The sequence below is a fragment of the Dictyobacter aurantiacus genome, assembly GCF_003967515.1.
Classification (GTDB): Bacteria; Chloroflexota; Ktedonobacteria; order Ktedonobacterales; family Ktedonobacteraceae; genus Dictyobacter; species Dictyobacter aurantiacus.
Genome location: NZ_BIFQ01000002.1, coordinates 546,604 through 560,062, shown reverse-complemented (window position 1 = coordinate 560,062; position 13,459 = coordinate 546,604). Strand labels below are relative to the sequence as shown.

The 13,459-nt window shown below is 56.5% G+C and carries 13 protein-coding genes; 6 read left to right on the top strand and 7 right to left on the bottom strand.

The genetic code is table 11. From position 1 onward, the window contains the following. Positions 1 to 46: 46 nt before the first annotated feature. On the top strand, positions 47 to 913 hold the full coding sequence (locus KTT_RS27190; RefSeq protein ID WP_126600747.1) for a hypothetical protein: 867 nt from the start codon (positions 47 to 49) through the stop codon (positions 911 to 913). Between the two features lie 36 nt (positions 914 to 949). On the opposite strand, the gene KTT_RS27185 is transcribed toward KTT_RS27190, so the two are convergent. From KTT_RS27185 to KTT_RS27175, 3 genes are all read right to left on the bottom strand, one after another. Further along, a complete protein-coding gene (locus KTT_RS27185; RefSeq protein ID WP_126600745.1) occupies positions 950 to 2,152 on the bottom strand; it encodes a cytochrome P450 in 1,203 nt (400 codons plus the stop codon). A 267-nt stretch (positions 2,153 to 2,419) separates the two neighbouring features. After that, positions 2,420 to 2,863, bottom strand: coding sequence for a hypothetical protein (locus tag KTT_RS27180; RefSeq protein WP_126600743.1), 444 nt, complete (start codon positions 2,861 to 2,863; stop codon positions 2,420 to 2,422). Between the two features lie 1,082 nt (positions 2,864 to 3,945). Continuing rightward, positions 3,946 to 4,401, bottom strand: a complete 456-nt coding sequence (locus tag KTT_RS27175; RefSeq protein WP_126600741.1) for a pyridoxamine 5'-phosphate oxidase family protein — start codon at positions 4,399 to 4,401, stop codon at positions 3,946 to 3,948. 244 nt (positions 4,402 to 4,645) lie between these two features. On the opposite strand from KTT_RS27175, the gene KTT_RS27170 reads away from it, so the two are divergent. After that, on the top strand, positions 4,646 to 5,122 hold the full coding sequence (locus tag KTT_RS27170; RefSeq protein WP_126600739.1) for a hypothetical protein: 477 nt from the start codon (positions 4,646 to 4,648) through the stop codon (positions 5,120 to 5,122). Between the two features lie 252 nt (positions 5,123 to 5,374). On the opposite strand, the gene arsM is transcribed toward KTT_RS27170, so the two are convergent. Both arsM and sigZ read right to left on the bottom strand, forming a co-directional pair. Then, positions 5,375 to 6,304 carry an arsenite methyltransferase gene (gene arsM, locus KTT_RS27165; RefSeq protein WP_126600737.1) on the bottom strand — a complete coding sequence of 310 codons (930 nt, stop codon included), beginning with the start codon at positions 6,302 to 6,304 and terminating at the stop codon, positions 5,375 to 5,377. A 117-nt stretch (positions 6,305 to 6,421) separates the two neighbouring features. Then, the gene (gene sigZ / locus KTT_RS27160; protein ID WP_126600735.1) at positions 6,422 to 7,048 is read right to left on the bottom strand and encodes an RNA polymerase sigma factor SigZ; all 627 of its coding nucleotides are present in this window, start codon (positions 7,046 to 7,048) and stop codon (positions 6,422 to 6,424) included. 666 nt (positions 7,049 to 7,714) lie between these two features. Here sigZ and KTT_RS27155 point away from each other — a divergent pair. The 3 genes from KTT_RS27155 (at position 7,715) to KTT_RS27145 (ending at position 11,086) form a co-directional block, all read left to right on the top strand. Further along, positions 7,715 to 9,676 (top strand): FAD-dependent oxidoreductase, encoded by a 1,962-nt coding sequence (locus KTT_RS27155; RefSeq protein ID WP_126600733.1) that lies wholly within the window; start codon positions 7,715 to 7,717, stop codon positions 9,674 to 9,676. Positions 9,677 to 9,695: 19 nt separating this feature from the next. Further along, a complete protein-coding gene (locus KTT_RS27150) occupies positions 9,696 to 10,334 on the top strand; it encodes a hypothetical protein (protein ID WP_126600731.1) in 639 nt (212 codons plus the stop codon). Between the two features lie 83 nt (positions 10,335 to 10,417). Next, entirely contained in the window at positions 10,418 to 11,086 is a 669-nt protein-coding gene (locus KTT_RS27145) for a hypothetical protein (protein WP_126600729.1), read from the top strand. A 430-nt stretch (positions 11,087 to 11,516) separates the two neighbouring features. Here the strand turns inward: KTT_RS27145 and KTT_RS27140 are convergent, their stop codons facing one another. Next, complete coding sequence (locus KTT_RS27140) at positions 11,517 to 11,666, bottom strand: nucleotidyltransferase domain-containing protein (protein ID WP_160146162.1); 150 nt, start codon at positions 11,664 to 11,666, stop codon at positions 11,517 to 11,519. Between the two features lie 10 nt (positions 11,667 to 11,676). Further along, complete coding sequence (locus KTT_RS27135) at positions 11,677 to 12,321, bottom strand: TetR/AcrR family transcriptional regulator (protein ID WP_126600725.1); 645 nt, start codon at positions 12,319 to 12,321, stop codon at positions 11,677 to 11,679. A gap of 185 nt (positions 12,322 to 12,506) precedes the next feature. Between KTT_RS27135 and KTT_RS27130 the strand changes: the two genes are divergently transcribed. After that, positions 12,507 to 13,418, top strand: a complete 912-nt coding sequence (locus KTT_RS27130; RefSeq protein WP_126600723.1) for an SDR family oxidoreductase — start codon at positions 12,507 to 12,509, stop codon at positions 13,416 to 13,418. The last annotated feature ends 41 nt before the right edge of the window (positions 13,419 to 13,459 follow it).

Sequence of the window (13,459 nt, the reverse complement as noted above, 5' to 3'; positions counted from 1 at the left end):
TCTGAGCTCAAATAAATAGTGAATCTTTATGACGAAGGAATATCCAATGCAAGGTTTTGCGACAGGTCCTATTAAAGGGAGTCCTGAGTTAAAGACATCCCAGCGCAGCAATATTTTTTACCTGTTATCAGCTATTATCTACGTACTTCTCTTGTTGGGTATTGCGGTCGATTTTTTTCTGTCATTTTCTCACTTTGATGAGTTTCTAGCCAGGAACAGGATGCTTGTCTTTTTCCTATTTCTTCTGCTGCAATTTGCTTTCTCCTATGTTACGAATAGAAAGGCCGTCTCCTATTGGCGGCGGATCGAGCAACGCCGTTTCGCGGCGGCGAGCGGCGATCATGCCTGGGATGCCATTGAGCAGCCTACCGCCAATCCGGCGGCCCTGGGTCTGCCTGTGACGATACCCATGCGCACCCATGCAACGCAAAACACCTGGCACCTTGCCAGGATTATTGTGATGATGGTGATATATTTTGTCGTCCTTTCCGCACTATGTGCCTGGAGTAGCGACATACTCATTGTTATCTCACGGAATCGATTTTATGATTTCCTGTTCGCTTGTATATTTCTTTTCCTGCTGGTCGCGCTCCTGTTTCTCTGGTCGCGCTCCAAAGTTAGCAAGCCCAATGTAATAGTCACCGAACAAGGGGCGCAGGTGGGTAGTAGCCTGGTGAAATGGGAAGAGGCGCGCCTGTTTGCTATGTATAAAAATTTGAATGCATCGGGGACGACGTATGAGTTGTCCAGCGTCAGTGATATCGTGCGCTGGACCGTTTTCCCTGGCTCTGTAGAGAAATCTACAGAGGAGAGCTCGCACACGGCACCTGCTGATGAGCCATCGCGGCAGGTGCGGGCGCTCAATGAACTGGTCGTTGCCCGCACGGGTCTGCCGCTGTCAGATCTACGCTAACTGCTTTCCTGTCCTGTCCTGCCGCGCAGCGATCGGCTATACAACGTTCATGCGCTCAAAGCTGATGGGCAGGTGGAGGGGGCCACGCAGGATCGGGCTTTCGCGATAGGGTGGTGGGTCCTGCAGCAGCCTGGGATTCTGCAGGCGCCGGGCCAGAGACCTGAGGGCGATATAGGTTTCGAGCCTTGCCAGGGGCGCTCCCAGACAGTAGTGGATGCCACCACCAAAGCCGAAGTGCTCGATGTTCTGGCGCTGTGGATCAAAGCGATCGGGATTCTCAAACCGGGCCGGATCGCGGTTGGCCGCCGCGGTCATGACCATGACGATGGCCCCTTTGGGGATCTTCACCCCGCCCAGCGTGACATCGATCAGCGGCGTGCGCAGCGTAAATTGCACGGGCGGCTCGTAGCGCAGCACCTCCTCGATCAGGTTGGGGAGAACCTCTTCAGGTTGACGGCGCAGCAGCTCAAACGCCTGCGGATGGCGCAGGAGCGTGAGCATGCTGTTGGTGATCAGGTTGACCGTGGTTTCGTGCCCGGCGATCAGCAGTAGCGTAGCCGTTGTGATTAGCTCGGCTCTACTCATGTGCTTCTCGTGGCCAGTGTCGTGAATGATGGCCGAGAGCAGTCCGGGACCCGGCTGGCGCTGCAGCTTATCGATCAGCTCTCCCATATACTGGTTGAGCGCGTCCCTCCCCTGTCTGGCCTCTTGCGCGGCGGCGGCATCTTTGCCAAGATGGGTGCCCTTGATGAGCATGCGGGACCAGGTGTGGAACCTGGGTTCGTCGGCGCGCGGCACGCCGAGCAGCTCGCAAATGGCGGTCACCGGCAATGGATAAGCCAGGTCATCCACGATATCCATGCGCTGACTGGCGCTCTGCGCGTTCAGCAGTTCCGCGACAATCTCCTCCAGTCGCGGCTGCATGCTATCGATCAACCCGGGCGTAAACTTGCTCGCCACCAGCTGGCGCAACCAATCATGTTTGGGGGGATCGAGAAAGACGAAGGGCGGCTCCTCCTGCTCTAAACGGATGCCCGGCTCGTTGCTCTTGCGCATATCCACGCTCATCTGTGGATTGTGGAAGACCGCATCCACCAGGGCGTAGCTGCTCACAATATAGCGGCCATCCGCCTGTCGCTGGACCGGATGCTCGCGCATCCTGGCATAAATCGGATAGGGGTTGGCGCGATTGGCGTAGTTGAGCACCTGCTCTAAAAGATTTATAGTCGATACAGCCATGGTACATCGCTCCTTTGTGAACTGGTTTCTCGCTCTGATCTCTCACCTCGCCACAATATGTATAGCCGTCTCTCCAATACGCGCTAAAATCTCCCATCTCAACCGATTACATTAGACATATTGGTCGCCACAAATAATCAACGCCATAGACAGCATGGATGTATAAGCGGACCTCATGTCGAGGTCAGCATCAATAATAAAAAGAATGCCCGCTAGCTACGAGTATAGAGCAACTAGCAGGCCTTCTGTGTATTTGATCGAGTGATTTTAACTGGTGCGTACGCACAGGACCCAGGCTGTTACTGGCTGAGCGGCACCCGTCAGATTTGTCACAATCACATGCCAACCGGTGGGATCGTTTAAGTTGGCGGCGGGAAATGGTCCGGTCGTGGTAATTGATCCTCCCTGGATGCCACCAGTACCGATCGCGCCACCTCCGCCAGTGGCGATCCTGCCCGCCGGACAGGTAACAGCCAGGTCCGCGGCAGCGCTGGTGGGCACCATTGATGTCTGGGTTTGTACGATGATAAAGCCATTTTGCTGTAAATTGCCCTGTTGAACGTTGCCCGGAGGGAACCGACCTGGAGGGAACCGACCCGGCGAAAATGCGCCTGGCGGGAGCCGCTGCTCATGTGCAAATGCAACCCCGGATGTCATCAGCATAGCACTACAGAGCAACGCCAGAAGCAGACGAAAAAGAGCATACCGCATTTGATCGCTCCTATTCACAATAAGGATACAAGACATATCTACGTGTGGTGATGGAAATGCTATTCACCACTCTTTTATTATAATTGCGATTTTAAAACACGCTTTTCAATAAATGAAGCACATTGCATCGTAATGTTTTTCGCTGTTACATTCTTTATCGCTTATAGACGGTATGGCGATAACAGCCCTGGCGAACAGGATCGGGTATCCACCATTTTTTGCAAAGAGAAAGGTAACATGAAAACGCAAATGCCCCTGTCGTAGGTGCCGGGCTTGCCCCGGCTTGGGCGCGAAGCGGCCCCGTACCCCGGCGCATACGTCTCTTTAAACATGGAACCGTTCCCCGAGAAGAAAGAATCAAGGGATGGCAAGCTTTGGTGTTGATGTGGCTCTTGTAGGGAAAGACGTTATTGTTGGTGGAATGTGCGCGCTCAGCTTCGCGGCAAGCGCCCGCAAGGGGCAATACATTCAATTTAGCACAGGCAACAGGAAACGCGAGAGGTCCAGTGGAGCATCGAAACGTTCCTTGACACGAAGAGGTATCCCTGTAGGCGGCATAGGATTGCGGCCTTTCCAATACGGTATTTCTTCTGAAAAGCAGCAATCCGGCCTTGTGCATGCCGCTCTGTTGACGTACGATATGCCGAATTCTGCATGGTCATAGGAACGCTTTTCTCGCTTTTTAGGAACGATATCGTACGTGAACGGGTGCGGCATGCACAAGGCCGGATTGCTGCTTTTATGCATTCTGCGTGTCAACTAGGCCGCAATCCTATGCCGCCTACGGGGACATGATCGTATGAGGGGACGCGTCCATCCTTTGCGGGAAGCTTCTCCGTTTTTCTTGTTGCTTGCTCTAAAGTTGAAAGTATTGCCCCTTGCGGGCAATACTTTCAACTTTAGCGAAAAGAAGGCGTACAATCTGACGCTTTTAAGCTCACATTGGCATGATAAGCCGTGCTTTTGGTCCCTTAAGTTGAATGTATTGCCCGCAAGGGGCGCACCTACATAGGTAATGATCGATGGGACGCGTCCTTGCGGTCCCGGTGGGGTCTTTCTATGGTATTTGGCAGCCCGGCGGCCTAGACTTCGGCCTCTTCGGGCTGTTCAAAGCGTCCCGTCTTTTCGCTGAGCTTGATGCGGTAAATGATGATCGCGCGGGGCATGCCGTGATTATCACTTGCGCGCATCTCGTGGAGGGCGTAGCCACTGGCGATCAGGCTGGTGAACTGTCGGCCGAGCTGGTGGCAGACCTTCGCGGCCTCATCTCCCGATAGTTCCTGAAAGGTGCCCCAGGCCAGGGCACTCTGCCAGGTTGAGCCGTCCTTGATTTTGTCTACCTGCAGGCATACCTCTGGATGGCTGCGCATCAGTTGCAGCTTGTTGCCCGGTAGGCTGTGCGCATATACGTAGGTGCCGTCAAAAATATAGTTAATGGGAATGATGTAGACCCTGTTCTGATCGGAGATACCAATGCGCCCGAAGGTCTGGCTGCTTAGTAAGCGATCGATCTGGTCCTGGGTGAGTTCGCCTAGCATGGTTTTGTCCTTTCTGTACTATATATGGATACTATGCCGTGCAGACTTCTCATTTGACTCACAAACCAGTTGAGGACATCACAAAATAATCACTATATCGTCCTGGATTAATGCGTATTACTGCTCGCTTATTCAAAACGCTTCTGATATACTCATCTTTAAGAAAAATACGACGAACAGGAGTAGCGCTTCTATTTTCTATATTATATGTGCAAACAGGGAGGTAAGAAGCGCCAGATTGCCGATGAAAAGACAAGTACTCTTCACTTTTGCAATTGTTATTGTAGTCTTCGTATTGGGTGCATGTGTCTATCATGATTTTCCCTCTGTGAGCATCCCTATGTGGACGTCAGCAATGATAACGTTTTGGGGCGTGAGTCTCCAATCGATCAGGGCAAACGCTGGTGAGCAGAAACCCGTACCAGATCCATATGCAGGACTGGCCACTGCCGGATATGTCTTCGGCGCGGTCAGTTTTTTCTTTGTCAATTTTATCTATCTCTTCAGTCCACCATTCGCACTTATTGGTCTTCTCTTATCCCTGTTTGGTCGCAAATCATTTACCCACAGAATACGGGCTAACTGGGGGCTTGGCTTCTCCGTGATCGGTATCCTGGCACCAGTTATGGTTATTGTGATCAGTATGACACTCAGCCACTGCTCTGGTTGGCCTTTATTGAACTGTTCCATCCCTATTGGAATTGAAGAGCTTTTTCATTGATTGCATACTCCTGTCAACACTTTTTACCCCTTCTCACTTTATTCAATCAATATAATGGAGCGGGCCCGCACTCCTTGAGCGCGGGCGCACGCGTTAAGCTGGTCTGACGTGTGCCATGGCTGGCAACTATTTCCCGCGGCCTTCCTCGAAGGAGAACGTGCGCTGGACCAGGTCGCGGCCTACTGCGAGAAATATTTTGATCTGGGTAAAGCGTAGTCCCGGCCTGCCCTGACTGGATAACCGGGACGGCGGCTACACCTGCTTTGCTGGTTTGCGGGCACGGATAAAGGCGCTGACGAACTTGCCCTCCGTTTGCCGCCGCTCCTCCTCGTTCAGGACTGCGATGGACGCGCGGGCGCCACCCGCGGCGATCTCCTCCAGTGTATAGCGGCGCGTTACCTCGACCTCGATGTCTGTGAAGCCAGCCTGTTGGAGGAGCTGGCGATAGACGTTCTCCTCCAGCGCGCCAGCTATGCAGCCGGCCCAGGACTCTAAATCGGAGCGCAGCGCGGGCGGGATCTGTCCCTGGAAGATGATGTCGGAGACGGCGAAGCGTCCACCGGGGACCAGCACGCGCTGGGCTTCGCGTAGCACCTGGCCTTTATCCGCCGCCAGGTTGATGACGCAGTTGGAGATGATGACGTCGATACTGTCGTTCGGCAGTGGGATATCTTCGATGATGCCCTTGAGAAACTGCACGTTCTGGATGCCAGCTTCCTGTCGGTTGCGCTCGGCGATGGCGAGCATATCATCTGTCATATCCAGTCCATAAGCGAAACCGCCTGGACCCACGCGCCGGGCTGAGAGCAGGACGTCGATGCCGCCACCGCTCCCCAGGTCGAGCACTTTCTCCCCTTCTTTGAGCTCCGCCAGCGCCGTAGGATTGCCACATCCGCGTGAGGCCAGCACTGCCGCGATTGGTAGCGTGCCCAGCTCGGCCGCGTTATAGAGATCGCCTGTGATGGGATCTGCCTGGCTGGTGCTACAGCAGTCAGTGCTACAGCAGTCAGTACTGGTTGTATCTCGGACGTCCTGTGTAGATGGTGGAGTGCAGCAATCGGATGAGCAGCAGCTATTGGCGCTGTTCGGTTGGTTGGCGAGGAGCGGGCCGACGGAACGGCTATATCTCTCGCGTACGGCGGCTCGCAGCTGCTCTCCATCTTCTGGTACTGTGTTATTCATTCCTTGCATCCTTTCCTGGCAATGCATTATTGCATCGCGCTCATCTGTGTACTTTACTGCTGGTATAGACGGCGATCATGCTAAAAGGACGCAAGCCTTGCTGGCTCTCCACCGAACTTAACGCGGAACGGAGACTTGTATGAGGGCGCTTTGTGGCTCACAGCAGGTGCAGCGTGGCTGGTAGTCGATCAGACGCCCGAGGCGGTCGAACTCGAAGTGGCAGCAATCGAGCAACATCTGGCGTAGTTTCTCACGGGCGCGCTGGACGCGTGATTTTGCTCCCGATACCGAGATGCCCAGCCGGCTTGCCAGCTCTTTTTGTGATAGCCCCTTGTAATCGGTCAGGTAGAGCGCCTGGCGATATGGCTCCGGCAGGTTGAGCAGCATCGCCATCATGGAAGGAATGATCTGTGCTCGCACGTCCTCTTCAGGTATCTCGCTATATGCCAGCTGCATATCTGACTCGCTCACCTCTTCAAGTGTCATCCCTGGCGTCCGCGTGCGGTAATAATCGATGATGCGATGGCGGGCGATCTGGTAGACCCAGCTCTCAAGCTTCTCTTCAGCCTGTAGTGAGGCGATGTGGGTATGGATCTTCAAGAAAATATCTTGCAGCAGATCTTCAACGTTTGCTTCGTCGCTGACGCGCTGGCGAATAAAGTTTTTCAGCGGCTCGTGAAGCGCGTACCAGGCCATTTCAGTGGAAAGGGGCTGCTTTTGCCGATCCGTTAGTGTTTCTCTCATGACTGTCATTGTCTCCCGCTGCTAGCTGATCATCTTTTGTATGAACGTGTCAAACTCCCATCATGTTGGGGGCACTTGCGCGCCCCCGCACAGGCGTCCGCTGACGCGACCGCACCGGTTTTGGTTGTTGGTGCACCAGGGGCGCATTCGCGCCCCTGGTGCACCAACAACCAAAGAGCTGTTGAGCATCGCAGGCACGAAAATAATGCAGGCCGCAGGCCACTTGCGTCATGCGCGCCTCTTTTCCTCATGAGCTTTTGATTTCGGCGAGCTCACCATCTTTTTATATGTTGGTGCATCGGGTGCGCATCCGCGCACCCGATGCACCAACATATAAAACCAGTGCGGCTGCGCAGTAGCCGCGCGGGCGGGGGCACTCATGTGCCCCCAGAGTGACGGGAATCAGACACGCTCTATGTATAGACGAACAGAGAAGAGAAAAGACGCAGGCGGTATGCAAGGTTTAACTCATATGTTTTCCTCGGGGTAAATTGGCGCCATGAGCATTTTTATGCTGATAGATAAAGATGAATAATATGTGACTCCTTACTTTTAGTCTGTGACTTATTTGTGAGAAGTATAGGTTACGCTTCCCAATAAGCGGTCCTGCTTGTTGCATCAGTTAGAAAGGAACGCGGACACACAGCATTTGAGTAGGAGGTCAAGATGGCCTATCGATTTCAGGTCGATGATCAGACCTGTATCAACTGTGGTATCTGTATGGATCTTTGCCCTGTGCGTTGCCTGGATATGACGCGTCCGGCGGGTGAGGGGGAGATCGGAGGTCGTCAGGAGCGGTTGAGCCCGATCCCTGGCGAGGGGGCGCAGCGGTCTTGGATGATGTTGAAGCCGGTTCAGGTTGCGGCCTGTATCGGTTGCCAGGTATGCGCGCAGGAATGCCCCACCAACGCCATTACCATTGCCGGCGCCGCCGAGGTGTCTTATGCCCGGCGCGGTCCCGTGACCTATCTGCCGCCGGAGGAGGGCTGGCAGCCTCTTGACGCCTATACGCGGGCGTCACCAGAGGCGCCCGGTGATATCCCCTGGGGCGAGGAGCATGGCTGGCGTGTCTCTGAGCGGCGCGAGACCTGGCAGAGTTGGCGCTCCTGGCTGGGAGAGCGTAAAGAGGATCTGCGCGCTCCCTGTGAGGCGGCCTGTCCCGTTGGCACCAACGCGGGCCTGTACGTCAGCTTGATCGCTGAGGGACGCTACGATGAGGCTTTGCGGGTGGCGGCCGAGCCCAATCCATTCCCGGCCATTTGCGGTCGTGTCTGTACAGCTCCTTGTGAGGATGTCTGTCGGCGGGGCGAGTTCGATGCGCCGATCGCTATCCGCGATTTGAAGCGCTTCGCCAGCGATCATGCGACGCCTGTGAAGCGCCAGCTTCCTAAACCGAAGGACGCCCGCAGGGAGCGCATCGCTATCGTTGGGGCCGGTCCAACGGGGTTGAGCGCGGCCTACTATCTTGCTCGCCGTGGCTACCCGGTGACGGTCTTTGATGCCATGCCTGTGGCGGGCGGCATGATGGCGATCGGCATCCCCGAGTACCGACTACCCCGTGCGGAACTCAACCGGGATATCGACGCTATTCGCGAACTAGGTGTTGAGATCCGCCTGAACACAGCCATCGGCCGTGATCTCTCCCTTGATGATCTGCGACGAGACTTCCAGGCTGTTCTGCTGGCCGTAGGCGCGCAGCGCAGCCAGCGTCTGGGCATCGCTGGTGAGGAGCTCAAAGGCGTTATCCCCGCTACCATTTTCCTGAAACGGTTTAACCTGGAGTCCGAGACGCGTCTCACAGGGAATGTCGTGGTGGTTGGCGGCGGCAGTACCGCTATGGACGCGGCACGCTCGGCCTTGCGCGCGGGCGCGGAGACGGTCCAGATCCTCTACCGGCGCACGCGTGCCGAGATGCCTGCGCAGAAGGACGAGATCACGGCGGCTCTGGCTGAAGGTATCGTCTTGCGGGAACTGGTGGCGCCAGTCTCCATTCAGGGAACGACGTCGGTACGGAGCATCCGTTGCCAGCATATGCAGTTGAGTGAGCCCGATGCACAGGGACGCCGCGTGCCCGTAGCTGTTCCGGACTCGGAACACGATGTGCAGGCGGATGTGGTACTGGTCGCCATTGGTGAGGCGCCCGATCCCTCGTTTCTGCCAGAGGGGACCAGCATCCAGATGAATGCATGGGGTGGCCTGCTGGTGAACAGCGAGACGCTGGCTACCAGCGCGCCCGGTATCTTTGCCGCCGGCGACATCACCTATGGTCCTAAAACCATCATTCACGCCGCCGCCCATGGACGCAAGGCCGCCCGCTCCATCCATGTTTATCTACGTAAGCTCTCGCCCGCGACGGTGAGCACCATCCCTGACAATCTTACGGCCTCGATGCTGCCCGCTGATGGTTCCGTGACACTGGATCTGCGTCCCACGCCACGTGAGGTGATGCCATTTCAGTCGCCAGCTGTCGCCCGTGAGCGCTCCACCGAGTTCGCCAGTGGATTTACCGAGGAGCAGGCGCGGCGCGAAGCCGGTCGCTGCCTGCGCTGTGATCTCAGCTATCGCTGTCCTACCATCAATGTGATTACGCAAGAACGGGTCCGTGGCGCATCCACCGGGCGCGCATAGTGTTGCAGGAGTTATGATTATGTCACCGCAAGATCTGACCAATGCTATTATCTCTGGAGTGAACGCAGGCGGAGAGCAATTCCTGGAGGGAACGCTGGCCGCCGTCCTCCCCATCTTCTGGCTGGCTATCCTGGGATTGCACCTGGGCCGCCCCTATATCCTGGATATGATTGATCGCTTTACGCTCCGCCTGGGCGCCGACCTGCTCTGGCTGATCTACGCGGCCCTGCGCGATCTGCTCATCGTCTCGGGTGTCGTCATGAGCTTTATGTTCTTTTTCCCGGATGTCATCACGACCGATGCCCTGCCGCTTACGGGTGGACTGGCGGCCGCTGCGCTCTTTGGCGTGCTGCTGGTCAAGCTCATGGGCGATCCCGACAACGACCTGCGCGATTTCCGCCTGACCACCATCCTGCTGGGAATTGGCGCGCTCTTATACTTTATCCCTTATGTCTTCGGCGTGCAGTTCAATAGCGTTGCCACGGGCCCGCTGGCGGGCGTCAGCAAATTTCTGGTCACCAACACCAATCCTGGCTGGGCGGTTAATCTCGCGTATGTCTCGGTCGTGCTGCTGGCCATCATGGGTGCGATAGCGACGTACTACACCCTCAAAACCGGCGGGCGCGCGGAAGCACCGGATGCCACGACCGCCGAGTGATGATTGTTCGCGTAACCTGCTTGCCATAGATAGCATATTGATAGCGTACGCCACAGCGTACTTCCATAACAAGGAGCGATGCAATGAAACCGACGGATGTATCCAACGCGATCACACAGGCCCTGGTGCAGGGCGGCGCGCAATGGATGGTCAGTACCATCGTAGCTTTTCTACCGGCTCTGTGGACGATGACCCTTATCCTCCATCTTGGCCGTCCCTATGTCCTGCGTACGCTCAGGCGCTGCGGCCTGCGCCTGGGGGCGGACGTCTGGTGGATGTCCTATCTCCTCATGCGTGATGCCTTGCTGCTGGTCACGTTCGCGCTAAGCTGGATCTTCTTCCAGCCCAACATCGTGGCCGCTTCGGCGCTTCCCATCACGGGACCGATCGCTGCCCTGCTGTTGCTGCTGGCGCTGGCCACCAAGCTCTCGCGCCGCGCCGACGATGACGTGCGGGCCTATCGTCTGGTGACTATCTTCCTGGTGCTGGGTGCCACGCTCTACTATGGTCCCCAGGTCTTCGCGGTCGAGGCGGCCAGTCAGGACTGGCTGGCGGGCTTCGGACAGGCATTCACCAGCAACACCAATACCGGGTCGGCCCTCGTTATCATGTGGATCTGTATGGCCGGTGTCGCCATCGTCGCTGGCTGGCTCTTCATCCGTGCCTGGAGCGCCGCCAACCGCAGCATGGCGCGCCGCATAGCCGCCCGCAAAGCTCCCACCGCCGCGCCACCCGAACCCGCCGTATCATAAATGGTGGGCCCGTCACCGCCGTAGGTGCCGGGCTCGCCCCGGCTTGCCGCGAAGCGGCCCGTCCCCGGGTATGATTTTTAAAGAAATAAAAAGGGGTAAAAATCGTTTGTCATAACACGGAAATGTATCGTTGTAGGCGGCATAGGATTGCGCGCTTGTCGATACGTATAATGTCAGAAAAGCAGCAATCCGGCCTTGGGCATGCCGCACCTGTTTACGTACGATATCGTTCCTAAAAAGCGAGAAAAGCGATCCTATTACCATGCAGAAGCCACCATATCGTACTCCAACAGAGCGGCATGCCCAAGGCCGGATTGCTGCTTTTTCGATGAAGAGACGTATCTGTTAGGCCGCAATCCTATGCCGCCTACGGGTCCATTTTCGTGTCGAGCGACGTTCACATGCTCCGCTGGGGGGCCCGTCTTTTTCTTTACGCATGCTGGCTACTCCCCATCAGATCCAGGTCGGTCCCCTCCACGGCATCGCCTCTGGCAACCGAGCCGGTCAGCAGGACGCTGATGATCTCTTCCTGCTGGCGCGCTTCCTCAACGATCGCTTGCAGCAATGCCTGGTATAGCACATTAAGCTCTCTATCTAACAGCCTGCATCCGTGGCACTTGAACCTCATAGCCGAGGACCGCGAGGTAGCCATAAAAGGCGAAGCGGTGAAACCAGGTAGCCATTTGTAGGGGCGTATAGCGTTTTTCGCTCTCCAGCCACCAGACGATGGTGCCGATCAGAACATATGAGAGCTGCGTGACCGGCAGTTCCGAGGGCATTATGGGATCGATCGGTTGGCTGGGTGCTATCTGCTGTTTCAACTGTTTCTGGCTCTCAAGCAAGATCTTTATGGTGTACTCGCGCATCCTGTCCGCGAACCACGGACTCCCGTTTTTTCCCAGCATGGCCCTGTAGAGGCGGTCATGTTCAGCCACGTGCTCAAAGAATTGTACCCAGATCTCCGGTGTGTTTTGCGTAGCACTATTCTTGTCTTTGTGTATGGGCAGCAGTTTCTCTACCAGGTAATTGACGGTCTCCTCGAAGATCTTTGCCACCAGGTCGTATTTATCCTGGTAATGGCGATAGAACGTGGCCCGGTTGATCATGGCGCGTTCGGCGATATCGCCCACCGTGATGGCCTCGAACCCTTTCTCGTTGATCAGTTCGACCATCGCTTCTTGCAGGAATTTATGGGTGCGCCGAACGCGCAGGTCGGTCTGTTCTTCGTGCGACATTTTCCCCTCCGTGTTGCATAAATAACAAAAGGTCACTATTGATGCTTGTCCGGCGTGGCGACCGGTTTTACACTATCTATTGTAACAGGTTGATGTCTTTGCAACAATATGTCGCTACTGGGGATAGACAATGGGCGCGGTCATATCACCGCAGCCCCTGAGCCATATCTACTGGAGGAATTTCTATGAGAGTTTTTGTCACCGGCGCGACCGGTTTTATCGGCTCCGCCGTCGTTCGCGAGTTGATCGAGGCGGGGCACCAGGTTCTTGGTCTGGCGCGCTCGGATGCAGCGGCCGCGTCGTTGACCGCCGCCGGCGCGGATGTGCAGCGCGGCTCGCTTGATGATCTCGACAGCCTGCGCAGTGGTGCGTCCGCCTCGGACGGCGTTATCCACCTCGCGTATAACCATGACTTCTCGGATTACGTGGCGGCCGCGCAGACGGATCTGCGTGCCGTTGAGACGATCGGCGCGGCACTTGAGGGCTCCAATAAGCCGTTCGTGATCACCTCGGGAACATTTATGCTTACGTTCTTGCTCCCACCGGGACAGCTCGGGACGGAGAAGGTAGTGGCCGACGCAGGGGTGACCGCACCCCGCCTCGTATCGGAGAATGCGGTGCTTGCGCTGGCGAAGCGTGGTGTGCGCTCGTCGGTCGTGCGACTATCCCCCTCGGTTCATGGTGAGGATGACCATGGTTTTATGGCGACTCTCATCAACATCGCGCGCGCCAAAGGCGTTTCCGGCTACATCGGCGATGGGTCCAACCGCTGGCCTGCTGTGCGCCGGATCGATGCCGCGCACCTGTTCCGCCTGGCACTGGAGAAGGCTCCAGCAGGATCGGTTCTGCACGGCGTTGCGGACGAGGGCGTGCCGGTGCGCGCCATCGCCGAGGTGATTGGTCGCCATCTCGATCTCCCGCTGGTCTCCGTCTCTCCCGAGGATGCGGGCGAGCACTTCAGCTGGCTGGGGACCTTCCTCGCCGCCGATAACCCGACGTCGAGCGCGCTGACCCGTGAGTTGCTGGGGTGGAAACCAGAGCATCCTCCACTTCTGGAGGATCTCGATCAGGGTCATTACTTCAAGAACGAACGGTGATCGTCTGGCGCGGCGTTTCTTGTGAGGAACGTTCAGGATAC

Excerpts from the sequence above, each read along its gene's own strand:
- KTT_RS27135 (WP_126600725.1), bottom strand. The coding sequence starts at position 12,321 with ATGTCGCACGAAGAACAGACCGACCTGCGCGTTCGGCGCACCCATAAA.
- KTT_RS27150 (WP_126600731.1), top strand. The coding sequence starts at position 9,696 with ATGTCACCGCAAGATCTGACCAATGCTATTATCTCTGGAGTGAACGCA.
- arsM (WP_126600737.1), bottom strand. The coding sequence starts at position 6,304 with ATGAATAACACAGTACCAGAAGATGGAGAGCAGCTGCGAGCCGCCGTA.
- KTT_RS27190 (WP_126600747.1), top strand. The coding sequence starts at position 47 with ATGCAAGGTTTTGCGACAGGTCCTATTAAAGGGAGTCCTGAGTTAAAG.
- KTT_RS27180 (WP_126600743.1), bottom strand. The coding sequence starts at position 2,863 with ATGCGGTATGCTCTTTTTCGTCTGCTTCTGGCGTTGCTCTGTAGTGCT.
- KTT_RS27155 (WP_126600733.1), top strand. The coding sequence starts at position 7,715 with ATGGCCTATCGATTTCAGGTCGATGATCAGACCTGTATCAACTGTGGT.
- KTT_RS27170 (WP_126600739.1), top strand. The coding sequence starts at position 4,646 with ATGAAAAGACAAGTACTCTTCACTTTTGCAATTGTTATTGTAGTCTTC.
- KTT_RS27130 (WP_126600723.1), top strand. The coding sequence starts at position 12,507 with ATGAGAGTTTTTGTCACCGGCGCGACCGGTTTTATCGGCTCCGCCGTC.
- KTT_RS27145 (WP_126600729.1), top strand. The coding sequence starts at position 10,418 with ATGAAACCGACGGATGTATCCAACGCGATCACACAGGCCCTGGTGCAG.
- KTT_RS27175 (WP_126600741.1), bottom strand. The coding sequence starts at position 4,401 with ATGCTAGGCGAACTCACCCAGGACCAGATCGATCGCTTACTAAGCAGC.
- sigZ (WP_126600735.1), bottom strand. The coding sequence starts at position 7,048 with ATGAGAGAAACACTAACGGATCGGCAAAAGCAGCCCCTTTCCACTGAA.
- KTT_RS27185 (WP_126600745.1), bottom strand. The coding sequence starts at position 2,152 with ATGGCTGTATCGACTATAAATCTTTTAGAGCAGGTGCTCAACTACGCC.